The following is a 22704-nucleotide window of genomic DNA, read 5'->3' as shown; positions in this document are numbered from 1 at the left end:
CATCGCCCCTAGAATTGGAGCGGACTGACGGCCAATGCCACCGTGGTGGCCACGGCGACGGCGAAGATCGTGATGCCGACCGCGCGCTTGCGGTGGGACTCCCACCACAGGATGACGCCGCTGATCGACAGGAAGATCATGCTGCCGGCCAGCGTATCGATCAACAGGATCCACGGTACCGGCATCGCCGTGCCCTTATGCAGGTTGGTCATCGTCGCGACGACCCCGTTCTGGGTCGTCCGCACCGACAGCGATCGGTTGCCGACCCAGTATTCCGCCTGCACCAGGTGATTGGGAGCGCCGAAATTCAACACCCAGCGTTCGGGTTGTTGCAGGGGGCGGGCATTGCCCTCGCCCCCTCGCTCTCCCCATGGAACGGGCCGGGCGCGCTCGACGCGCGTATTGTTAGGGCCGCGATCGAGCATCAGCGCCTGCTGCAGCCACGAGCCCATCGCCTCGATGGTCTGGGGTCTCGGGTCGGGCAATTGGAGCTGCGCGTTGATCTGCTGCTGGTCGGGCAAGGGCAGCTTCATGGTGCTGCGGTGATTGAGCCAGATGCCGCTGAACCCGAACAGGAGACCCAGCAGCGCACCCCACAGGCCGAACCATCCGTGCGTCTTGCGCACCCAGCGCACGAAGACCAGCCGGCGATTGACCTTCCCCGCTTTGCCGGGCACGGCGGCGGTGACGGTCATCAGGTCTCGCTCCATTGCCGCACGAGGTTGTGGTAGCAGCCGATCAGCGATCGCCGCGCCGCCTCGTCTGCATTGGTCTCGTTCAGACGCTGGATCGCATTGTCCATGTCGTGCAGCAGGGACCGCTGCATGTCGTCGCGGATGAGGCTCTGCGTCCAGAAGAAGCAGGCCATCCTCACCCCGCGGGTGATCGGGGCCACCGAATGCAGGCTGGTCGCGGGATAGACGACCATGTCGCCGGCCGCCAGCTTGACGTTGTGCTGGCCGTAGGTGTCCTCGATCTGCAGTTCGCCGCCGTCATAGTCCTCGGGATTGCTGAGGAACAACGTCGCCGATACGTCGGTGCGCAACTTGCGCCCGTTATGGGGGTTGATGCGCACGCTGCCGTCGACATGCGCCCCGAACCGCATGCCCTCGCCGTAGCGATTGAACATGGGCGGATAGATCTCGTTCGGCAGAACGGCGCTGATGAAGATCGGATGGACCTCCAGCGCCGCGCCGACGATGCGCTGGCAGGCGATCGCCGTTTCAGAGCGCTCGTCGACCTGTTGGTTGAACTTCACGGGTGCCCCCTGGTAGCCGGCGGTCACGCGACCGTCGACCCAGGCGTTGGAGCGCTCCAGACGCTCGCGCAGACTGACGAGCTGCGCGGCGTTGAGGACTTGGGGAACACAGACCAGCATGACGGGCGGTGGCTTCCGTCATCACAGCCGGTAGTTCAGCGTGATCATGCCGGTCGTACCGGCCCCCATGACGGCACGGCCGCCGTCCGACGCGATGATGCCGTCGTAGTAGACCGAGTTGAACAGGTTGTAGACGTTCAGACGCACGTCGTAGGTCGGTTGCTTGTAGGCCGCCGTCAGGTCGAAGCGCGTATAGGCCGGTACGACCACGGTATTCGTGTTGTTGGCATAGCGCTGGCCGACATAGAACACGCCGCCGCCGATCTCGTAGGTTTCCTTGAACGTATAGGTCGTCCAGAGGTTCGCGGAGTCCTTCGGCGTATTGAGCGGCACCTTTCCGGTCGTGTTGCCGATGCCGTTCTGGTAGCTCAGCCCCTGCAGGATGACGCCGTTGAGATAGGCGTAGCCGCCGAACACCTGCCATTCCGGTGTGATGCGTCCGGCAAAGCCGACGCGACCACCGCTCACCTGCACGTTTCCGGTCGGAGAATAGGTGCCGTCCGGGTTCGCCGTGCGCGCGTTGTTCTTGACGATCGAGAAGACCGCCGCGTTGAGCGACAGGTTGGCGTTCAGCAGCTCGTACTTGACGCCCGCCTCCACGCCCTTGTTGTTCTCGGGCGGCAGGTTCGACGTGCCGGTCGTCGAGGTGAGCTGCTCGAGAGACGGGTTGAACGAGGTGCTGTACGAGACGTAGTACGATTGCGACGGCGTCGGCTCGAAGATCGCGCCCGCCCGGACGCTGAGGAAGCTGTCGGGCTGATACTGGAAAGCGACGGCATTGTTGCCCGGCGTGTTCACGCGGTTGATCGAGTTGCCGATCGTCGCCGCGTAATAGTCCCAGCGCAGGCCGCCGACGAGCTTCAACTCGGGAATGACCTGGATCGTGTCGTTGAAGTAGAAGCCGGCCCCCCAGGCCTGCGAGGAGGCATAGTTGCCCGGCACCTGCGCGACGTTGCCGGGGGTGCCGGCGCCGACCGTATAGCCCGCCGGGGTGCAGCCCACGGAGCCGGTCGGGAGCGCAACGCCGTTACACTTGCCTGTCCGGCTGAACGCCTTGTTGGTGTAGGATTCGTAATTGAGGTCGACGCCCATCAAGAGCGTATGGCCGACGGTCCCGGTGTTGAACTTGGCCAGCATCTCGGACTGGTTCTCGACCGTGATGTCGTTGATGTTTCGATCGCGGCTGAGCTGGCGGATCCAGAGATTTCCGAGCGGTGCCGCGCTATAGTAGACATTGTTCGGCCCCTGCTGCGCGCCAACGAAGCCACCGTTGGGGCCGATCGTGCCGACGAAGCCGCCCGACGTTTCGCGAACGGACGTGTTCACCCAGACGAATTCCGTCTGGTTGCGCAGGCTGAGTTCGGGTGAGAATTTGTGCTCGATCAGGCTTTGCAGAGCCACGACGTCCTGTTCTGTATAGTCGTCGCTGAAGCCCCAGGCGGTATTGCGGGGCGCGTTGAGCGGATAGCCGTTCAGGTTCGGTACGCCGTAGTTCACCTGATCCTTGCGATGCTGCAGGATCGCGCTGAGCGTGACCTCGGTCGGCGTGCCAATGCCGAGCTTCACGCTCGGCGCGAGGCCGAAGTCGAGGACGTTGGTCTGGTCGACGGTCGAGGCCTTGCCGACCTGGAACATCGCCGACACGCGAGCCGCGTTGTTCCCCTCGAACGGCGTGTTGACGTCCGCCGTGGTGCGCACGAGTCCGTTGGTGGTCACCTGGGCGCTGAGCTCGGTCGCCTGTTTCAGGAACGGCTTCTTGGTCACCTGGTTGATGACGCCGCCGGTCGAGCCGCGGCCGAACAGCATCGAGGACGGTCCCATCAGCACCTCGACCTGCTCCAGCGCGAACACGTCGCGATAGTACTGGCCGCGGTCGCGCATGCCGTCGAGATAGATGTCGGTGCGGGCCGAGAAGCCGTTGATGTTGATGTTGGTGCCGATGTTTCCGCCTTCGGCCGAACCGATGGTGACGCCCGGTGCGTTGCGTACGGCATCCTCGAGCCGGGTAACGCCCTGCGACTGCATCAGCGCCCGGTTGATGACGACCACAGACTGCGGCACGTCCATCAGGTTGGCGGCACCCAGCCGGTTGATCGAGGCGCGGGTCGTCTGGAAGTCCTCGCTGGGACGACTGCCGGTGACCGTCACGGTCTGCATCGTCGCGGGTGCGGCGGACGGGGCCGCGGGCTGATTTTCGGTCGAAGGCGAGGCTGGCGCGGGGGCTGGCGTCTGGGCGGGGTCCTGCTGGGCCATGGCGCCCGGCGCCACAAGCAATCCAACCAACGCCGTCTTCACCGGTACGCGCTTTGCCATTTCTTGTCCCCAGAAGGCTACTCGTCTCCCCCGAAATGAGGAGAATGCGAGTTATTATCATGGAAAGATAACGGCATTGATAATGAATCGCATGCACGATTGCGAACCAGCCGTGCAACGGCGCTTCATATGCACTGCATTAATTGGGAAATGGCGCGCCCGGCTGGATTCGAACCAGCGGCCTACCGCTTAGAAGGCGGTTGCTCTATCCACTGAGCTACGGGCGCAAGCCGTAAGGACGGGCGGCTGAGTCCCAGCTCCCTCCCGGCACCCGATGCAGGCACCGACGGGAACTCTCATTCGCCCTCGACGCGCACCTTAACACATCTCAGTTGATCACTTCGTCATGACCGAACAGAAAAAGCTCCGGGCACTCCGCCGGGGTCGACTGTTTCGGTTTGGCGAGGCCAGTGTGTGTGATCAGCACCACGCCGTATTGGGCTGGATCGTCCGGGGTCAGGGTGGCCATGCACGCCATCTTGCGAATTCCGGCGACAGGCATTTCGAAATAGTAAGCCTTCGCTCGCATGACTGGCAACGGCAGGCCGGCGGCCGCCAGCTCGGCATAGAGGGCGTCGGTCCCCCTGCCCCCGCGGAGTACCTGCTGCAGACGAGCGGCGATGCCGCCGCGCACGTTGGCGCGCCCGGCCTGGTAGGCGATCTCCCCCAACAAGAGCCGCTTGGCCTCCTGCGGCGTGTATTCGTTGACCAGATCCGGCCAGGCCGGGAGGCGCCCCTGGCTCGCGTTGTTGCAGATGTTCGACGCCCGCTCGGCCAGAGTCATCCTTGGCAGTTTGAGCGCGACCGGGCAGATGCCCAATTCCATGAACTCGCCCGCCGTTTCGATGTAGGTCATCTCCTCGGGCGGGCGGACCAGAGCGCGAATGATCGGCTCGGGGTCGAGCCCCATTTCGAGGACGTAGGCAACGACGATGGCGGAGGTCGCCCGCCCTTCCGTCACGCCCCGGGCGCGACTGGTCGCGGCATCGCGCGCGTCCCCGTCACGCGGCGCATAGAAGGCGTGGAAGCCAAGCCGCCCGCCGATCTCCAGTTGCCGGTCGGCTACCGGTCCGGCCGTGCCGCGTGTCGCGCCGCCGAGGAAAGCGATCGCACAGGACGACAGGCAGCGCTTGCCGTTCCTCACGATCGTGGAAACGCCGAACTGCCTCAGGAGTCGGCCGACACGCATCCCCTCCTCGAGCGCGCCTCCCTTGCTGTCGAGAGACAAGGTCGCAAGCGAGTCTCCGGGCTTGGTCCCTCCGCGTGCCTTGAGCTTTTCCAGTACGGCTTCGAGTTCATCGGAGCCGCCGGGCTCGAATGGCCCCGTGAGGTTGATCTCGTGGCTGACAAAGGTGCCGGCTCCAGCCGTGACGTGCTTCGTTACGACGGCAAGCGTCATGGCATGTGTGGCCGGCGCGATGAGCAAGATCGCGGCGATCACCCACAGGAGCGCGACGACCAGACTCTCAGACCGCCGCGTCTCTCCCGTTCCTCCAGCAGCCACGAACGCTTGCACGACTTGCTCCAACGAGAGGCGTCATACGACCGTAACATTTTACTGGAAAGCGCGAGACAATAGAAACCTTAGCGGCGTTCCGGTGGAAGAGGTTCGATAAAAGTCTCGTGATGCGGAGCGCCGGCCCTTCACGGGCCGCTGGGTTCGCGTCGGGGCTTGGGACGCTGTCCGGATGCCACCAGCCACGCGGCCAGTGCAGCCAACAGAAGCATGATATCCATGCCGGCGACGGGCCATAACCGTTGCTCGGCCAGCGTCCGCCACAAAGGAGCGCCGGACGTGACGCCGTTGAGGACCACTGCGCCGACCGCGAGCATTGCTATTGCGATGCATTGCTCCCGCCATGCCCTGCGTGGACGCAACCAGGCGTGCGCGAACGTTGCCAGCCAGACCAGATAGAACGCCCAGATTTCCAGGTCGGCGCGCTCGAACCCGCCTGCCGACGCGGCCGGCGGCAACAACCTGTTGACGACGAAAAACGCCAGGGTCGCGGCCACGATGCCGCTGACCGAGCCGACGGCAAGCCCCTCGACCAGGCGGACGCCGGCGAGCCCAAGTTGCTCATGGCGCTTGCGACGCGATTCGAGCCAGAACAGGAAGCCGGTTGCGATCAGCACGCAACCGGCGAGTCCGAGGGCGAAGTAGAGCCAGCGCAGCGTCCAGTGATCGAACTGGACGAAGTGGAAGCCGGTGATGAAGCGGTGCGCCTCCATGACCGGCCGCGCCGTGTGCCGTGACAGCACGGCGCCGGTGCCGGCGTCGAAATAGAGGGCATCGACCGGCATGGTCACGCGATCGCCGACGAACGAGCGTCGCACCTCGACATAGGCGTTGGCGTCCCCCCGGTGAAAGACCCGGAGCAGCTGAGGTGTGCCCCCGTTCCACTCGCGGGAAGCCTGCTCCAGCATGGCATCCAGGGACGCCATGGCAGGACCCGGCCGGTTGAGCCTAGGCCGCGCGAAGATTCCGTACGACTCCTGGACGAAGGCCTGCCGATCGCCGCGGTAGGACATCTCCCAGGCACCGGCAAAGTACACCGTGAAGAAGATCAGCACGCCCGACAGGGTGATGAAGAAGTGGAAGGGCAGCCCGAGGACGCCCGTCACATTGTGAAGATCGAGAACCAGCCGCCGCGCTTTCCGATCGGATCGGAAGGTGAAGAAATCGGCGAATATCTTGCGATGGATCACGACCCCGGAGACGCAAAGCGCGAGCATCGCCATTCCCGCGAGACCGACGATCCAGAGGCCCAGCGACCAGGCCCTGATGTGCAGATTGACGTGAAACGGATAGATGAACCCGGTGCCGCCCCACGTCCCGGCGTCCGGAAGAAGGATCGAGCTCGAGGGATCGGCCTGGCGGTATCGGATCTTGCCTCCCGCCAGATACCCCGCGCGTGCGACCGGCTCGCGGTCGCTGGGAAAGAGCACCAGCCAGAGCGGCGACGAGCCGATCAGGGGCTCCATGTGACCGGCAAGCGCGTCCACTGACTTCAGCTCGGCGGGCGCCACCCGGGTCGCGGGCATCATCCAGCGATCGATCTCGCGGTCGAACACGGACAGGGTGCCCATCCAGAACACCGCGAACAGGACGGTCCCGAGACACAACCCTGCCCATGTGTGCAGCCACTGCATGGAGCCGCGAAACGTCTTCTCCATGTCAGGCGGGTCCCCGCGCCGCTCCCATGCCGTCGGTCTAGAAGTCGGCGGTCAGGGAGAGACGGAAGGTGCGCGGCGCGCCCAGGAACATGAACGTCGCCGTCTGGTTGCTGCCGGCCCAGTAATTGGCATCCAGGATGTTGTCGACGTCGAAGCGGGCCACGAGCATCTTGCCCTTGGCGCCCGGATTCTCGAATGCATAGCGGGCCCCGAGATCGAAGCGGGTCCATTGCGGCATCATGCGCCGCGGATAGGTCGTGTCGATGTACTGAGCACCGGTATAGATCGCACGCCCCGCGAGGGTGAGGCCGGGGACGAACGGCAGATCGACCTCCCCCGACAGGTTCAGCGTGAATTGCGGCGTGAAGGGCGCGATCCAGCCATCTGTGGTTCCGCCCGCCGTCTTCGCCAGGACGGGGTTCAGGAACATGGCGCCGCCGAGGACCCGGAACCCTTTCATCGGTTCTCCGAACACGTTCAGTTCGAGGCCCTGATTGATCTGTTGTCCGTTGACGCCCTGGGTGTTGGTCGTCGTGTTGGTGATCACGCTGGGCTGCGTGATCTGGAACAGCGCCGCGGTGGTGGTGAACGTCCCCCAGTCCGCCTTTACGCCGACTTCGATCTGGTTGGACACGTAGGGCGGCAGGATCGTACCGGCGTTGGCGAAGGGAAGCTGGACCACGGTGCCCTGCTGCAGGCCCTGGATGTAGTTGCCATACAGCGAGACGTTTTCGAGCGGCTTTATGATCAGCGCCACGGCGGGGCTGACCACCGTCTGATCGTAACTCGCCGTCAGGGCGCCGGTCACGGCATTGTAGTTGGCGGACTGGATGTTCTGCGCCCGCAGACCCGCCGTGAGCTGCACCCGGTTGTTGAGCGAGGAGATCGTGTCGGCGATGCCGATGCTGTTGAAGCCCGAGCTCGACGTCTTGTTGGCCGCCGGCGTCGGAATGTTCGGCCGCGCGATCAAGGTCGAATTGTAGATGTTGGTCGCAAAGGCGCCGCCCGTCTGCGAGACGTTCACCTGCCCGTTGTCCTGCTGGAGCGTCGACGCCGTGAGAGCGAGTTCGTGGTTGACGCCGGCCGTCGCGAACAGGGTGCGCAGGCCGCCCTGGGCCGTCAGGCTCGTCGTGTACTGGCTGAAGTTGAGCGGCGCGAGCGCCGTGCCCGCGCCGTTGAAATTCGTGATGGTCGTCGCCGCGGAATACAGACCGCCCATTCGGTAGTCATGCGCGCCGGCCGAGGCGTAGAGCGTGACATTGTCGGTAATGTCCATCTCCAGCCGAAGGACTCCGAACGCATCCTTGCGGCCCTGGAAGCCCCAGGGCTGCGCGGTGGGATTGGAGCGGGCGTTCGGCGCATAGGGAAGTTGCACGCCCGGCGCCAGGGTCAGGTAGGGCGTGATACCGGAGATGTACTGGTTCTGGTATCCGAGGTCGGCCGAGAGCCGCACGCGCTCGCCGCGAAGATCGAATCCGAGGACTGCCAGCGCCCTCTGGTCCGCATTGTACTGGATGTCGGTCTGCCCGCCCCGGAACACGCCATTGAAGCGCACGCCGAATTCCTTGTCCTCGCCGAAGCGGCGACCGAAATCGATATGCCCGCCGAACTGGCTTCCGGAGATGTAGCTCGCCGTCGCCTGGGTCAGGTCCTCGTTGGGCGCCCGCTTGGGAACGACGTTGATGTTGCCGCCGATCGAGCCGAAGGGCGGGATGCCGTTCAGCAGCGCGCTCGGCCCCTTCAGCACTTCGACCCGCTCGGCCATCTCCGCCATGATCGACGAGTTGGGCAGCATTCCATAGAGGCCGCCATACGAGGTATCGGAATTGTCGACGGGAAAGCCGCGGATCTTGACCTGATCGGTACCGGGGCTGGTGTCGCCCCGGGTGATACGAACCGACGGGTCGTCGATCAGCACGTCGCGGACCGTCTTGGCCTGCTGGTCCTGCGCCTTCTTCGCCGTGTAGTTGCTCTGGTTGAACGGCGTGTCCATCACGGCACGATTGCCCAGCAGGCCGAGCTGGCCACCGGTCGCGACCTGTCCGCCCGCATAGGCCGGCGGTGCGTTGTCGATCATCGCCTGCGGTGGCACAATGAAGGCGCCCTGCACCTGGACGGGATCGAGCACCAGCGCACCGCTCGCATCCGGCGAGCCCGTGATCGTCACCGACGTGGGCGACGTGAAGCGATAGCTGATGCCCGTGCCGGAGAGCATGAGCCGCAGCGCCTGCTCGGCGGTCATGGCGCCGGCCACCGGCGTGCTGGTCTTGCCGGCGACGACGGAGGCCGTGACCGCGAACTGCAGGCCCGCCTGCTGCCCGAGCGTGGTCAGCGCCTGGGCGAGCGGCTGCGCGGGAATGTCGAAGGTCCTCGCGGGTGCGGCCTGCGCCTGCTCCGCGAGGCGCGGGGATTGGGCCAGGGCCGGCACCAGGAAAGCCGCGAGCGAACCCGCAGCGACGGCGGCCGCCGCAAGGCCGTGGGCGGCCTGCGCCGTCGAGCGCTTGAATGACACCAGAATTCTCTCCCCGGAATCCGTTGCCGGCGGGTCACGGAATGTTGCGCGTGCGGACCGCGATGGGTCACGCTCTCGAATCCATGACTGGGTGGGCGGGGTCGATTTGTAGGGGCGTGGCGAAAAAAAGACGGACGTCGATCAGCGTCGTGAGACGATGAGCAGGTACGGAGTCACTTCGGTAACAGTCGCCTTCTGTGAGGCCGCCAGCGTTCGCAGCGCATCGACCGGCTGCGTGAGATCGAAGACGCCGGTGATCGCCTGCCGGTTCAGGGTGCGATCGGCCACGACGAGAGCGCCCGGCAGATGGCGGCCCAGCGTCTCGACGATGTCGCCGAACGAGCTGTCGACGACGACGAGGCGGCGCGAGCGCCAGGAGGCGACGGCGTCCGGTGCGATCCGCTCACGCTCCACAGACGGATGGGTGCGACCGATCACCAGCCGATCCCCCATGGTGAGCGCGTCGCTCAGCCGCTCCCCGTTGCGCAGCACTTCGACGCTTCCCGACTGGACGGAGACATCAACCGTGGTCGCGGTCTTGCCCACCCCGAACGAAGTGCCGGTGACCACGACGGTCACTTCTCCCGCGAGGACCGAGAACGGCCGCTGCGTATCGCGCGTGACCTGGAAGAAGGCCTGGCCGGAAAGAAGCGTGATCCGGCGGTCGCGGTCCCCATAGTCGACGGCAATCGCGCTTCCGGCATCGAGGTCCACGACGCTGCCGTCCGGCAGGACCACTTCGCGCAGTTCGGCGACGCCGGTCGTGTAGTCGGCCATGAGGTGCCTGTGCAGCACCGGGAAGGCCACGACCAGGACGCAGGCGGCCGCGACCGCCGCGGCCGCCGCGAACCACCGAACCCTGCGTGACGCCCGCACCGGCAGACGAACGACATTGCCGGCCGTCTCCATGCCGGATTCTTGAACCGGGAGTTTCCCGAGGTCGGCCCAGGTCGCCTGAACCGAGGCGTAGGCTTTGCGATGGGAGTCGGATTGCTTCAGCCAGCGCTGGAAATCGCGTTCGAGAGTCGCGTTGCCGGGCTCTGTCTCCCGGCGGAGCAGCCACTCCATCGCCCGTTCGATCTCGTCGCCCTGCTCTCTTGTGAAAGCACCCACGAAAGTTTCCATCCCCGCTGCGGTCCCCCTGCAACGAGGTCCCACCTTATAGAGCGAATTCGATGCACCATTTTGAATGGCGCCATCCAGTTTATTTTTGTCCGTCGGAGCGTTCCCGCTGACCCAGGAGGCGTCGCGTCGCGTGGGCACCGGCGTCTCGAACGAGCTGGAAGGTGCGGGCGACGGAAATGCCCAGATGATCGGCGATCTGCTGGAGCGTCTTGTCTTCGAGACGATACATGCGGAAGGCGATCTGGGTCCGCTCCGGCAGTTCGGCGATCGCATCGGCGAGAAGGCGCAGCCTGTCGCGATGGATGACGACCTCCTCGGCGGAGGGGGCTTCGTGCGGAATGGTGTCGTAGGGCGCCAGGGCCGTATCGGCCACCGTCTCGCGAGTCGCGCGGTTCAGGATGTCGAACGCGAGATTCCTCACGATCGAGTACATGTAGTGCAACGGATTGACGATCTCGGCGCCCTGCCCGTGGCGGGCCGAAAGTCGGATCCAGGCTTCCTGGACGACGTCCTCCGCCTTGGAGCGGTCCTGGTTCAGGAGCCTGCTCGCATACTCCACGAGGTCGTCCCGATGTGCGACGTAGAGGCCGAGAGAGGGATCTGAGGGGGACACGGAGAGAGCCTGCGAATGGTTCGCATTCTTACATCTCCCGCCAACCAAAAGCAATCCGGGTGCGTCGCAGGACTACGGCCGGCTCACCTCTCCGGGTTTCGCCTCGCAGCGGACGTCAGTGCGTCCAGCGGCCGACCCGGTTGAAGGCGAAATTGTCGGCATAGGCCTTGGCCCGCACCGGCCGGCTGTGCGGCTCCTCGACCGTGTATTGCCAGCCATTCTTCTCGGCGTGGGCCTTGGCTTCCTCGAGCGTCGGGAAGAACAGGCGCACCTGCTGCATCGTATTGCGCGAGCTGGTCCAGCCCATCAGCGGATCGATCTCCTTGCGCGACGGCTCGGGCTCCAGCACCCACTCGTGCGTGTTGCCCGTTCCCGACTGCATGGCCGTCTTGGCCGGCTTGAAGATGCGAACCTGCATGGCTTCCGCTTACTCCGTTTCGGGCGTGGTCGGGGCGGCCGGATTCGAACCGACGACCTTCTGCGCCCAAGGCAGACGCGCTACCAGACTGCGCTACGCCCCGCCGATACACCTCTTTGACGCGAGGGTTTCTACCAGCGGTCCCGCCGCCTCGAAAGCTCAAATTCCAGGTGCTACGATAGGTCCATGTTCGACCAGACGCCCGAGCAGGGCCGCCCCGACCGCCGCGCCCCGTCCGTAAACGTGCTGGGCGGCGTACTGGAGCCCTGCTCCACCCAGCCCGTCACCGGCTTCTATCGCGACGGCTGCTGCAATACCGGCGCCGAGGATCTCGGCCTGCACACGGTTTGCGTCGTCCTGACCGCCGATTTTCTCCTGTTTTCCAAGTCGCGCGGCAACGATCTCAGCACGCCGATGCCGCAATACGGTTTCCCGGGCCTGAAACCCGGCGACCGCTGGTGCCTGTGTGCCAGCCGCTGGAAGGAGGCCTTCGAAGCGGACGTCGCGCCGCAGGTCGTGCTGGAGGCGACCCACGCCGTCACGCTGCACGTCGTGCCGCTGGCCGACCTGAAACGGCACGCCTTTCGACCCCACTAGCTCAGAGCACGGCCTCGCCGCGCAGCACCGGCACGCACTGGCCGGCGATGGTGGCCCGAATGCCGTCGGCGCCGCGGCGCGCCACCACCCGCAGAAGACTCGGCCGTCCCATGACGACGCCCTGATGGATGTCGAGGCGCAGCGCCGCGGCCTCGGAGAGCGAAAGGAGGAGCGCGCCCAGCGGGCCGGCTGCGCTGCCGGTCGCCGCATCCTCGATCGTGCCGCCCAAGGGGGCGAACATGCGGGCCTGAACGCTTCCCTCGCCGGCATGCGCATAGCAATAGAGGGCGAGTCGGCCGTCCAGCGATGGCGTCTGCTCGAGGGCCTGGCGGAACGATGCGAAATCCGGGGTCGCCCGCGACAGGGCGGACGGCTCGACCTCCGCAATGACGAACGGATTGCCCAGCGACGCCCCCACGGGGCGGTGGGCGCCGGTGCGGATGTCTGCCGGCTGAAGCCCCACGCACGCAGCGACCGCCTCGACCGGCAGCTCCGCCCCGAGCGAGAGCGGCTGTGGCGCGGCGATGGTGGCCCCGATGGGCGCACCTGATCCGTCGCGCTCGACGTCGATCTCGACGAGGCCCGCCAGTTCCTCGAACAGGAGCTTGCCGTTCGTGTCCCTGCCCTGCTGCGCCAGCACGTAGGCCGTGCCGACATTGGGATGGCCCGCGAACGGCATCTCGCGCGTCCGAGTGAAGATGCGGACCCGCGCCGTATGGGCAGGATCCTCCGGCGGCAGCACGAACGTCGTCTCGCTCAGGTTGAACTCGGCGGCGAGCGACTGCATTTCCGCATCGCTCATGCCCTTCGCATCGGGAAAGACCGCCAGCGGATTGCCGCCGAACCGTGTGCTGGTGAAGACGTCGACGGTGACGAAGGAATAGGTGCGCATGGCTCAGAAGATCCCGTCCACCTGGCCGTCCTCCGTCAGCCGGATGTTCTCGGCGGCCGGCACGCGCGGCAGGCCCGGCATGCTCATGATCTCGCCCGCCATCGCCACGACGAAACCGGCTCCGGCCGACAGGCGCACCTCGCGGATCGGCAGCGTGTGGCCCGTCGGGGCGCCCCGCAGCTCGGGGTCGGCGGCAAAGCTGTACTGCGTCTTGGCGATGCAGACCGGCAGCTTGCCGTAGCCTGCCGCCTCCAGCGCCTTGAGACGCCGCAGGGCCGGTCCGGCGATCGCCACGCCCGAGGCGCGGTAGATCTCGCGGGCGATGGTCTCGATCTTCTGTGCCAGCGGCAGGTCGTCGGGATAGAGCGGCTTGAAGGCCGCCTTGCCATGGTCGATCGTCGCAACGACCGCGCCGGCGAGGTCTTCGGCACCCGCCCCGCCCTTGGCCCAATGCTCGCAGAGATAGGCCTTGGTGCCGGCCACCGCACACTGCGCCTCGATCATTTCCAGCTCTGCGGGTGTGTCGGTCAGGAAGCGATTGATGGCGACCAGCACGGGCAGGCCGAACTTGCGCAGGTTCTCGACATGCCGCAGCAGGTTGGGAAGCCCCTTCTCGACCGCGGCGACATCTTCCTTCGCCAGCGCTTTCTCGTCGGCCCCGCCGTGCAGCTTCAGCGCGCGCACGGTGGCGACGACCACAGCCAGTTCGGGATTCAGTCCGGCCTGGCGGCACTTGATGTCGAGGAACTTCTCGGCGCCCAAGTCGGCGCCGAAGCCCGCTTCGGTGACGACATAGTCGCCGAGCGCCAGCGCCGCGCGCGTGGCGATCACCGAGTTGCAGCCGTGCGCGATGTTGGCGAACGGGCCGCCGTGGATCAGCACGGGATTGTTCTCCAGCGTCTGCACGAGGTTCGGCTTGGCCGCATCCTTCAGCACGGCCGCCATCGCCCCGGCTGCCTTGAGATCGCCGGCCGTTACCGGCTTGCCCTCGCGCGTCTCGGCTACGACGATCCGCGCCAGTCGCTTCTCCAGATCCTCGAGATCGGTGGCGAGGCAGAGGATGGCCATGACCTCCGAGGCGGTCGTGATGTCGAAACGCGTCTGCCGCGGAAAGCCGTTGGCGACACCCCCCAGGCTCGCGACCATGTCGCGCAGCGCCCGGTCGTTCATGTCGAGGACGCGCGGCCAGAACACGCGGCGGGCATCGATGCCCAGCGCATTGCCCCAGTAGATGTGATTGTCGAGCATCGCGGCCAGCAGATTGTGCGCCGTCGTGATCGCGTGGAAGTCACCGGTGAAGTGCAGGTTGATGTCGGCCATCGGCACGATCTGCGCCTGGCCGCCGCCGGTGGCGCCGCCCTTCTGTCCGAAGCACGGTCCGAGGCTCGGCTCGCGCAGGGCGATCGCGGTTTTCTTGCCGAGTCGGCAGAGCGCGTCGCCCAGCCCGATCGTCGTGGTGGTCTTGCCCTCGCCCGCTTTGGTGGGATTGATTGCGGTCACGAGGATCAGGTGTCCCGGCGCGCGGCCGGAAAGCGACTTCACGTAGTCGCCATCGAGCTTCGCCTTGTCGCGACCATAGGGCTCCAGCGCGTCTTCCGGGATGCCGAGCCGTGCGGCGACATCGTTCATGGGCTTCTTGATTGCGCGCCGTGCGATCTCGATATCCGACATACCCACTCCCAAACCCGCCATTTCAGGGACGCGACCCTAGCGAGGCGGACGTACCGAGCCAACAGGAGAGAGCATGAAGAGCTGGCCGAAGATCGACGGCACGATCGTCGATTATGTCGACGCCAACTGGCTGCGCGAACCGCCGCTGCGTCGGCGGCTGCGCGAGGAGACGGCAACGCTGCCCCGTGCGGGCATGCAGATCTCCGCCCACCAGGGCCAGCAGATCGAACTGCTGGCACGGGCAATCGGCGCCCGGCGTGCCGTCGAGGTCGGCACCTTCACCGGCTATTCCTCCCTGTGCATCGCCGTGGCGCTGCCGGAGGACGGCAAGCTCTGGTGCTGCGACGTCAGCCCCGACTATACCAAGGTCGCGCGCCGCTACTGGCGGGAGGCCGGAGTCGAGGGCCGCATCGAGCTCACGATCGGCCCCGCGCTCGCGACGCTCGACTGGCTGCTGGCCCAGGGCCTGACGGAACAGCTCGATCTGGCCTTCATCGACGCCAACAAGGACGATTACGACGCCTACTACGAGCGCTGCCTCAAGCTGGTCCGCCGCGGTGGCCTCGTGCTGATCGACAATGTCCTGTGGGGCGGCGCGGTCGCCGATCCGGCCGAAGTCGATCGCGACACCCAGGCGCTCCGCGCGCTCAATGCCAAGCTCAAGGCTGACCGGCGGATCGACCTGGCGCTCTTCGCCGTGGGCGACGGCATGACTTGCGCTCTGAAGCGCTAGGCGTTGCCGAAGATCGGGTGGAGGACCTTGTCGCCCGGCTTGATCCCGAGGAGCTTCGCGCTGCCGCCGTTGATCTCCAGGACGGCCCTCACCGGAAACTGACTGGGGATCGTCTCGGTGGAATGCGGCACGGCGTTGGCGTGGATCGACTTGATCGTGCCATCGGCCGCGATGAACACCATGTCGAGCGGGATCAGGGTGTTTTTCATCCAGAAGCTGACCGGTGCTTCCTTGTAGAAGTCGAACAGCATGCCGTCGTAGGGGCCGAGCTTCTCGCGGAACATCAGGCCCCGTGCGCGCTGGGTGTCGTCCAGCGCCAGCTCGACGTCGAACTTGATCTCGCGGCCGCCGGAGACGACCACCAGCGACGAACGCTTGAAGGGGACGTCGTTGCCGCCCTGCTGCGCCCAGGCGGCACCGCCGGCCAGCACGAAAGGCGCTGCGAGGAAGAGGCGCCGGCCGAGCGGCGGCTTCGTGAGTGCTTGAACCATGGCCATGGCATAGAGCGTGGACGGCGATTTCGTCAAACCGATGACGCTTGCATGACGAGTGACACCTACCCATAGTGACGGCCGCTCATCGGGGGGAGCCGCCTGGCGGCTGAGAGGTCCGGAAGGACGACCCCGAACCTGATCCGGTTAATGCCGGCGTAGGGACTGGTGGCTCGTTGACGTCTTCGCCTGCTCTTTTGGTGCGTTCGGCACATATCGTCCTCGACGGCCATGTCGTGGCCGAGGACCTGTCCCTCGATTTTCCCGGCGGCCGCACCACCTGCCTGCTGGGTCGCAGCGGTGTCGGCAAAACGTCCCTCCTGCGCCATCTGGCGGGCCTGCTGCCGGGCAGCCGGGCATCAGGCCCCGTCGCCTACATGGCCCAGCGTGACCTTCTGCTGCCCTGGCTCAGCGTGCTTGAGAATGTTCTGCTGGGATACCGGCTGCGCCGCGACGCGGCGGCGCGACTGACGGCCGAGCCCCGTGCCCGAGCCCTTCTGGCGGAGGTCGGGCTTGCCGACCGGCTTCATGACCTGCCGCAAACCCTGTCGGGCGGCATGCGCCAGCGGGCGGCGCTCGCCCGCACGCTCTGCGAGGATCGGCAGATCGTCCTGATGGACGAACCGTTCGGCCATCTCGACGCGGTGACGCGCCTCGACCTTCAGGACCTGGCGGCGCGCCTGCTGCAGGACCGGACGGTCGTGATGGTCACCCATGATCCGCTGGAGGCGCTGCGTCTCGGCCACGAGATCCGCGTCCTGTCGGGCCGTCCTTTCGCCGTGGGGCCGGTCATCGCCCCACCCGGCGCCGTGCCCCGCGACCCGGGCGATGCGGCCCTTCTCGCCCTTCAGGCGCGTCTGATCGGCGAACTGCGGAGCGGAGCGTGAGGCCCCTCATCACCGCGCTGGGCCTGATAGTCGCCTGGGAAGCACTCGTATGGCTGACCGGCCTGCCCCCCTACATCCTGCCGCCACCCTCTCGCGTTGCTGTGGTGCTGGTCCAACGGTTCGACCTCCTCGTCGAACAGGCCGCGTGGACGGCCAGCGAAATGGTCCTGGGACTTGCGCTGGGACTCGTGCTGGGCGCGGCGCTGGCCGTCGTCTTCGCGGCGTCGGCCGCCTGGCGCCGCTGGGCCCTGCCGCTGGTGATCGTCTCGCAGGCCATCCCGGTGATCGCCATCGCGCCCCTTCTCGTACTCTGGCTCGGCTATGGGATGGCTTCGAAGGTCGCAATGGCGGCGCTCATCATCTTCTTCCCGGTTGTCAGCAGCCTCTATGACGGGCTGCGCCGCACGGATCCGGGCTGGCTGGAACTCGCCCGCACGATGGACGCCCCGCCGCGTGCCGTCCTGCTGCAGATCAGACTGCCGGCGGCGTTGCCCGCCTTTGCCTCCGGCGTGCGCATCGCTGCGGCTGTGGCGCCAATCGGTGCGGTGATCGGCGAATGGGTGGGCGCCAGCGCCGGGCTCGGTTTCCTGATGACCCAGTCGCTGGCCCGCGGCCAGACACCCCTCGCCTTCGCGGCGCTCACCATCCTCTGCCTGCTCGGGCTCGCGCTCTACACCGCGGCAGACCGGCTCGCGCGGCGCCTCGTGCCCTGGCACCCCCCTCAAGGAGACTGACGATGCAAACGATGACCCGATTGATCGCCGTGCTGGCGCTCTGTTGCCTGGCCTTTCCCGCCGCCGCGCAGGACAAGGTCCGAATCCTGCTCGACTGGTTCGTCAATCCCGACCATGCCGCGCTGGTCATCGCCAAGCAGCGCGGCATCTTCGAAAAGCAGGGGCTGGATGTCGAGCTGATCGCGCCGGCCGATCCCAACGCTCCGCCCAAGCTGGTCGCGGCCGGCCAGGCCGACTACGCGTTGTCCTATCAGCCGACGCTGCAGATGCTGGCCGCAGAAGGCCTGCCGCTGGTGCGGGTCGGCGTGCTCGTGGCGCAGCCGCTCAACTCATTGGTGGCCCTGGAAGACTCCGCGGTGAAGACCATCGCCGACTTCAAGGGCCGCAGGATCGGCTTCTCCGTCTCGGGCTTCGAGGAGGCGGTTCTGGGCGCAATGCTGGAGAGCGCCGGCCTGACGCTGAAGGACGTGACCCTGGTGAACGTGAACTTCGCCCTCACCACGGCGCTCATGAGCAAGCAGGTCGACGGGGTCATCGGCGCCTTCCGCAACTTCGAGCTGAACGACCTCGAGCTGAACAAGGCGAAGGGCCGGATCTGGCTGGTCGAAAAGCACGGTGTGCCGACCTATGACGAGCTTGTGATCCTGGCCAAGCGCGAGAGCGTCGATGTCGCCCGCACGAAGAAGCTGCTGACCGCCCTCGCCGAGGCCACCGCCTGGCTGACGGCGAACCCGGCCGAGGCCTGGGCGAGCTTCTCCAAGTACGGCAAGGATCTCGACAACGATCTCAACCGGCTGGCGTGGAAGGATACGGTCCCCCTGCTCGCAGCCGATCCGTCCGCGCTGGATCGGGCACGCTATGTCGCCTTCGCGGATTTCCTCGTGAAGCGCGGCCTGATCAAGCAGGCACCGCCGCTCGACAGCTATGTTCGGGAGATCAAATAGCGAGAACCTCAATCGCCGCGAATCTCGACGACCTGCAGGCCCTTCTGGCCTTCGGCGATCCGGATCATCACTTTCTGGCCCGGCGCCAGCGAATCCAATCCGTGCCGCCGCAAGACAGCGGCGTGCACGAAGATGTCGCCCTCGGCCGCCTCGCGAGTCACGAACCCGTAGCCGCGTTCGTTATTGTACCATTTCACCAGCGCCGTGATGTAGTCGCTCATCTCGATGCCGTCGGGAACGGGCGACGGCCTCGTGACCTTGGGAATCGCCGTCGACTGATCGACGTCGATGACCTTCATCACCTGCCACCCTTTCGGGCCGCGGACACCTGCGCAAGTGACAGTTGCACCGGGCTTGAGGTCTTCATGCCCAGACTGCCGCAGTGTCGTTACATGCAGGAACGCGTCGCTGTTATCGATGTCCAGGGCAAGAAATCCGTACCCTTTGACAGCGTTGAACCACTTTACTTTACCACGCAGCTCAACCGTACCAACGTCCCCGCTCGTCTCTCCCGGATGGGTCGTCATTCAACGATCCCGTGTTGTTATGCAGAAATGGTAACCATCCTGCGCGCTAGAAGCAACAGTCCTTGTCGGGGATTGCAACCTCACGCTAGACGAATCGCCTGAAGCACTCACGGGAGGACCGACACATGTTCAAGGCTGATCTTTTCAAAGGAAAGCGCTTCCTCGTCACCGGCGGCGGCACCGGTCTCGGGCGGATGATGATGGAGAAGTTCGTCGAGCTGGGCGCGGATTGTGTGATCTGCGGCCGCCGCGGCGTCGTTCTCGAAGAGACGGCCAAACAGGTGATGGAAAAGTATCCCGGCCGCCGCGTCGACTTCCACGCCGTCGACATCCGCGTCGCGAGCGCCGTCGAGGAGATGATCGAACAGATATGGGCCACCGGACCACTGGACGGGCTGGTCAACAACGCCGCCGGCAACTTCATCTCGCAGACCAAGGACCTGAGCCCCCGCGCCTTCGACGCGATCGCCAACATCGTGTTGCACGGCACGTTCTACATGACCAACGCCTGCGGCAAGCGCTGGATTGCGGAGCAGCGAAAGGCGAGCGTCCTCAGCATCCTCACGACCTGGGTGTGGACCGGCAGTCCCTTCGTCGTGCCGTCCGCCATGTCGAAGGCCGGCGTCGCCGTCATGACCCAGAGCCTCGCCGTAGAGTGGGCGCGCCACGGCATCCGCCTCAACGCGATCGCGCCCGGACCCTTCCCAACCGAGGGGGCGTGGGCCCGCCTCAACCCGACCCAGGAAAGCAACGACTCGCGCTACAACACCCGCAACCCGATGGGCCGCGTCGGCCGGCCCAGCGAACTGGCCAACATGGCCGCCTTCCTGATGAGCGACGAGGTCGAGTACATCAACGGCGAGGTCATCGCGATCGACGGCGCCATGGGCATCATGGGCAACGGCACCTTCTCCCACATGATGTCCTACAGCGAGCAGGACTGGGTTCGCATTCGCGAACAGATCCAGTCGACCAACGCCGCCGACAAGGCCAAGCGAAGCTAGCGGCCGGTAGATGCGCGGCCCCTGCCGACCTGTGGCTTTCCTGCCACATGCTCGGACGATTGAGCGCGAGGTGGCGGCAGAGGGGCCAAAGTGGCCGTGTCTGCTGGGTCTCCGGCCTCAATTGAGCCAAAGTGTCATGGTGTTTTGAGGCTCCCAAGAACAAGCAATTTCCGGGTCCCCGAGAGACCAATCGTGCAGTCCAGTAACAAGCCGGTCGCCTCTTCCCTCCAGCCTTTGCCGCGTCGGCAAATGCTGTTCATGGGCACTGCCCTGACTGGCTTGTTGGTGATTCCTCCGGTCTTCGCGCAGAGCGTTGAGGCGCGCCACTGGCAGGGTGCCGCTGCGGTCACGAGACAACCGGAACATGTGGTCGCCACGACGGTCGCCGAGTGGCGGAGTCTGTGGAGCCGCGTCGGCACGCCTCCGCCGGACATGTTCGAGGCCGGCCGGATGAACGCCGTGGGAATTTTCCTGGGCCGTCGTGGCGGCGAGGGATATGCCGTGAACATCCTGTCGACGGCGCGTCGCCGCGACCGCATCGTCGTGGTGTTCGAGGAGCGCATGCCTGCCGAGATGATGATGGCCCAGCGCGGGGCGGGCCCACGTCCGGTCGCGGGAGGTCCCGTGATGAGCGCGCCCTCCGGTCTACCTCCAGGCGCTGCCGGCTTCGCCGCACCCGGTGCGAGCGCCTCGCTCGCGCCGCCGCCGCCAGCCGCGCGGCCCGTCGGCCAGCCGACGTCGCCCTGGGCGATCATCCTCATCAACCGGGCAGATCTCCCGGTCTCGGTCGAGCAACGCCTCTTCCGCTGAGGCGCGGCTCTCAGTGGGAGTGCCGCGGCACCCCCTTGGTCTTGGCGATCTTCTGATAGTTCACCGCGAAATCCAGGCAGGCGCCGCTGGCCAGTTGGCCGACGAACTTGCGCTGCAATTCCTGCCAGGGCGTCTGGCTCGGGACCACATCGGGCTTCCAGGCCTTCTTACGCTTCGCCAGCTCCTTGGCCGTGATCAGGATGTTGGCGGTGCGCTTGCCGATGTCGACCCGCACCCTGTCGCCCGTCCGCAGCAAGGCCAGACCACCGCCCACTGCCGCCTCCGGCGACGCATTGAGGATCGAGGGGCTCGCTGAGGTGCCGCTCTGCCGGCCGTCGCCGATGCAGGGCAGAAGCAGCACGCCGCCCTTCACCAGCCGGTCCGGCGGCAGCATGTTCACGACCTCGGCGGCGCCGGGATAGCCGACCGGGCCCGCATTGCGGATCACCAGGATGCTGTTCTCGTCGATCGGCAGCTTTGGATCGTTGATCCGGTGGTGATAGTCCTCCGGTCCCTCGAAGACGATGGCCGTGCCTTCGAAGGCGTCGCGGTCGCCCTCGCGTTCCAGGTATTTCTCGCGGAACTCCGGCGAGATCACCGAGGTCTTCATGATGGCCGAGTCGAACAGGTTTCCGCCCAGTACGGCGAAGCCCGCCTGGTTCAGCATCGGCTTGTCGTACGTCTTGATCACCTCGCCATCGGCCTTCGGAGCGTGGCGCAGATTGTGGGCCATGGTCTTGCCCGACACCGTCATCACGTCGCCGTGGATCTTCCGGCGGCCCAGGAGTTCCTTCATCACGGTCGGCACCCCGCCCGCGCGGTGGAAGGCCTCGCCGAGATACTTGCCGGCGGGCATGCAGTTCACCAGCAGCGGGATGTCGTAGCCGACGCGGTCCCAATCCTCGTTGTCGAGTTTCACGCCGATATGGCGCGCGATGGCATTGACGTGCGGCGGGCAGTTGGTCGACGCGCCGAGCGCGCTCGCCGCCACGATCGCATTCTCGAAGGCCTTGCGCGTGAGGATGTCGGAGGGCTTCAGGTCCTCCCACACCATGTCGACGATGCGCTTGCCGGTCTCGTAGGCCATCTGTCCCCGCTCCTTGTAGGGACCGGGAATGGCCGCGCAGCCGGGCAGCGACATGCCGAGCGCTTCGGCCATGCTGTTCATGGAAAGCGCCGTGCCCATCGTGTTGCAGTGGCCGACGCTGGGGGCGCTCGACGCCACCATCTCGATGAACTTCTCCATGTCGATGCGGCCGGCCGCCAACTCCTGGCGCGCGTACCAGACGATGGTGCCGGAGCCTGCGAGGCCGCCGGCGAAATGCCCGTCCAGCATCGGCCCGCCCGACAGCACGATCGCCGGAATGTCGACGGTGGCAGCGCCCATAATCATCGCCGGCGTGGTCTTGTCGCAACCGGTCGTCAGCACGACGCCGTCGAAGAAGTAGCCGTACAGGCATTCCACGAGGCTGAGATAGGCAAGGTTGCGATCGAGTGCCGCCGTCGGCCGCTTACCCGTCTCCTGGATCGGATGGACTGGAAACTCGATGGGAATTCCGCCGGCGTCGCGAATGCCATCGCGCACGCGCGTTGCCAGGTCGAGATGATGACGGTTGCAGGGCGAGAGGTCGCTGCCCGTCTGGGCAATGCCGATGATCGGCCGGCCGCTACGAAGCTCGGCCAGGGTGAGGCCGAAATTCATGTACCGCTCGAGGTAGAGGGCGGCCATGGTGGGGTCGCCCTTGGCGTCGAACCATTCGCGGCTGCGCAAGGGACGCTTCGTCCCCTTCCCGTTCTTGTTGCTCGCCATCCATCCCTCCGGCTTCGTTGATGCAACCCTGGGAGAAGGCGTGCCGGAAGTCCAGCGCATCGCTTGAGGTC

The 22704-nt window shown here is 66.0% G+C and carries 21 protein-coding genes, 2 tRNA genes and 1 riboswitch; of the genes, 7 read left to right on the top strand and 16 right to left on the bottom strand.

Annotation, left to right across the window (positions count from 1 at the left end; all coding sequences use genetic code 11):
• Nucleotides 1-8: 8 nt before the first annotated feature.
• From ACO07K_RS10460 to ACO07K_RS10410, 11 genes are all read right to left on the bottom strand, one after another.
• Nucleotides 9-695, bottom strand: coding sequence for a PepSY-associated TM helix domain-containing protein (locus ACO07K_RS10460; RefSeq protein ID WP_422035873.1), 687 nt, complete (start codon nucleotides 693-695; stop codon nucleotides 9-11).
• A complete protein-coding gene (locus ACO07K_RS10455) occupies nucleotides 695-1378 on the bottom strand; it encodes a Fe2+-dependent dioxygenase (protein WP_422035872.1) in 684 nt (227 codons plus the stop codon). Before ACO07K_RS10455 ends, ACO07K_RS10460 begins: the two co-directional genes overlap by 1 nt.
• Before the next feature lie 21 nt (nucleotides 1379-1399).
• Nucleotides 1400-3691, bottom strand: a complete 2292-nt coding sequence (locus ACO07K_RS10450) for a TonB-dependent receptor (protein ID WP_422035871.1) — start codon at nucleotides 3689-3691, stop codon at nucleotides 1400-1402.
• A 151-nt stretch (nucleotides 3692-3842) separates the two neighbouring features.
• Nucleotides 3843-3918, bottom strand: a tRNA-Arg gene (locus tag ACO07K_RS10445).
• A gap of 101 nt (nucleotides 3919-4019) precedes the next feature.
• Nucleotides 4020-5207 (bottom strand): hypothetical protein, encoded by a 1188-nt coding sequence (locus ACO07K_RS10440; protein WP_422035870.1) that lies wholly within the window; start codon nucleotides 5205-5207, stop codon nucleotides 4020-4022.
• A gap of 128 nt (nucleotides 5208-5335) precedes the next feature.
• A complete protein-coding gene (locus tag ACO07K_RS10435; protein ID WP_422035869.1) occupies nucleotides 5336-6865 on the bottom strand; it encodes a PepSY-associated TM helix domain-containing protein in 1530 nt (509 codons plus the stop codon).
• Nucleotides 6866-6902: 37 nt separating this feature from the next.
• Nucleotides 6903-9377 (bottom strand): TonB-dependent siderophore receptor, encoded by a 2475-nt coding sequence (locus ACO07K_RS10430; protein WP_422035868.1) that lies wholly within the window; start codon nucleotides 9375-9377, stop codon nucleotides 6903-6905.
• A gap of 141 nt (nucleotides 9378-9518) precedes the next feature.
• Entirely contained in the window at nucleotides 9519-10490 is a 972-nt protein-coding gene (locus tag ACO07K_RS10425) for a FecR family protein (protein WP_422035867.1), read from the bottom strand.
• A gap of 91 nt (nucleotides 10491-10581) precedes the next feature.
• Nucleotides 10582-11115 (bottom strand): sigma-70 family RNA polymerase sigma factor, encoded by a 534-nt coding sequence (locus tag ACO07K_RS10420; RefSeq protein WP_422035866.1) that lies wholly within the window; start codon nucleotides 11113-11115, stop codon nucleotides 10582-10584.
• A 115-nt stretch (nucleotides 11116-11230) separates the two neighbouring features.
• Complete coding sequence (locus ACO07K_RS10415; protein ID WP_422035865.1) at nucleotides 11231-11533, bottom strand: ETC complex I subunit; 303 nt, start codon at nucleotides 11531-11533, stop codon at nucleotides 11231-11233.
• 26 nt (nucleotides 11534-11559) lie between these two features.
• Nucleotides 11560-11636: transfer RNA gene (locus tag ACO07K_RS10410), tRNA-Pro, on the bottom strand.
• A gap of 83 nt (nucleotides 11637-11719) precedes the next feature.
• Here ACO07K_RS10410 and ACO07K_RS10405 point away from each other — a divergent pair.
• Complete coding sequence (locus ACO07K_RS10405) at nucleotides 11720-12130, top strand: DUF2237 family protein (RefSeq protein WP_422035864.1); 411 nt, start codon at nucleotides 11720-11722, stop codon at nucleotides 12128-12130.
• A 1-nt stretch (nucleotide 12131) separates the two neighbouring features.
• Here ACO07K_RS10405 and ACO07K_RS10400 read toward each other — a convergent pair whose 3' ends face one another.
• Together ACO07K_RS10400 and ACO07K_RS10395 are read right to left on the bottom strand one after the other, a co-directional pair.
• The gene (locus ACO07K_RS10400) at nucleotides 12132-13022 is read right to left on the bottom strand and encodes a PhzF family phenazine biosynthesis protein (protein ID WP_422035863.1); all 891 of its coding nucleotides are present in this window, start codon (nucleotides 13020-13022) and stop codon (nucleotides 12132-12134) included.
• 3 nt (nucleotides 13023-13025) lie between these two features.
• A complete protein-coding gene (locus ACO07K_RS10395) occupies nucleotides 13026-14693 on the bottom strand; it encodes a formate--tetrahydrofolate ligase (RefSeq protein ID WP_422035862.1) in 1668 nt (555 codons plus the stop codon).
• A 73-nt stretch (nucleotides 14694-14766) separates the two neighbouring features.
• On the opposite strand from ACO07K_RS10395, the gene ACO07K_RS10390 reads away from it, so the two are divergent.
• The gene (locus ACO07K_RS10390; RefSeq protein ID WP_422035861.1) at nucleotides 14767-15426 is read left to right on the top strand and encodes an O-methyltransferase; all 660 of its coding nucleotides are present in this window, start codon (nucleotides 14767-14769) and stop codon (nucleotides 15424-15426) included.
• On the opposite strand, the gene ACO07K_RS10385 is transcribed toward ACO07K_RS10390, so the two are convergent.
• Nucleotides 15423-15917 (bottom strand): DUF192 domain-containing protein, encoded by a 495-nt coding sequence (locus ACO07K_RS10385; protein ID WP_422035860.1) that lies wholly within the window; start codon nucleotides 15915-15917, stop codon nucleotides 15423-15425. The two genes, ACO07K_RS10390 and ACO07K_RS10385, sit on opposite strands and share 4 nt — an antisense overlap.
• An 81-nt stretch (nucleotides 15918-15998) precedes the next feature.
• A riboswitch (TPP riboswitch) is annotated at nucleotides 15999-16100 on the top strand.
• A 17-nt stretch (nucleotides 16101-16117) separates the two neighbouring features.
• Between ACO07K_RS10385 and ACO07K_RS10380 the strand changes: the two genes are divergently transcribed.
• The 3 genes from ACO07K_RS10380 to ACO07K_RS10370 are packed head-to-tail and all read left to right on the top strand — an operon-like array spanning nucleotide 16118 to nucleotide 18482.
• The gene (locus ACO07K_RS10380) at nucleotides 16118-16804 is read left to right on the top strand and encodes an ABC transporter ATP-binding protein (RefSeq protein WP_422035859.1); all 687 of its coding nucleotides are present in this window, start codon (nucleotides 16118-16120) and stop codon (nucleotides 16802-16804) included.
• The gene (locus tag ACO07K_RS10375) at nucleotides 16801-17538 is read left to right on the top strand and encodes an ABC transporter permease (RefSeq protein ID WP_422035857.1); all 738 of its coding nucleotides are present in this window, start codon (nucleotides 16801-16803) and stop codon (nucleotides 17536-17538) included. Before ACO07K_RS10380 ends, ACO07K_RS10375 begins: the two co-directional genes overlap by 4 nt.
• A 2-nt stretch (nucleotides 17539-17540) precedes the next feature.
• The gene (locus ACO07K_RS10370) at nucleotides 17541-18482 is read left to right on the top strand and encodes an ABC transporter substrate-binding protein (protein WP_422035856.1); all 942 of its coding nucleotides are present in this window, start codon (nucleotides 17541-17543) and stop codon (nucleotides 18480-18482) included.
• 8 nt (nucleotides 18483-18490) lie between these two features.
• On the opposite strand, the gene ACO07K_RS10365 is transcribed toward ACO07K_RS10370, so the two are convergent.
• Entirely contained in the window at nucleotides 18491-19009 is a 519-nt protein-coding gene (locus ACO07K_RS10365; RefSeq protein WP_422035855.1) for a cold-shock protein, read from the bottom strand.
• 125 nt (nucleotides 19010-19134) lie between these two features.
• Between ACO07K_RS10365 and ACO07K_RS10360 the strand changes: the two genes are divergently transcribed.
• A complete protein-coding gene (locus ACO07K_RS10360; protein ID WP_422035854.1) occupies nucleotides 19135-20013 on the top strand; it encodes an SDR family oxidoreductase in 879 nt (292 codons plus the stop codon).
• A gap of 258 nt (nucleotides 20014-20271) precedes the next feature.
• Nucleotides 20272-20823, top strand: coding sequence for a hypothetical protein (locus ACO07K_RS10355; RefSeq protein ID WP_422035853.1), 552 nt, complete (start codon nucleotides 20272-20274; stop codon nucleotides 20821-20823).
• A 10-nt stretch (nucleotides 20824-20833) separates the two neighbouring features.
• Here ACO07K_RS10355 and ACO07K_RS10350 read toward each other — a convergent pair whose 3' ends face one another.
• Nucleotides 20834-22633 carry an IlvD/Edd family dehydratase gene (locus ACO07K_RS10350; RefSeq protein WP_422035852.1) on the bottom strand — a complete coding sequence of 600 codons (1800 nt, stop codon included), beginning with the start codon at nucleotides 22631-22633 and terminating at the stop codon, nucleotides 20834-20836.
• Nucleotides 22634-22704 lie beyond the last annotated feature (71 nt).

Source organism: Reyranella sp. (assembly GCF_965228225.1).
Classification (GTDB): Bacteria; Pseudomonadota; Alphaproteobacteria; order Reyranellales; family Reyranellaceae; genus Reyranella.
The sequence above is the reverse complement of the archived record's forward strand: the minus strand, read 5'-3'. Positions and strand labels throughout refer to the sequence as shown.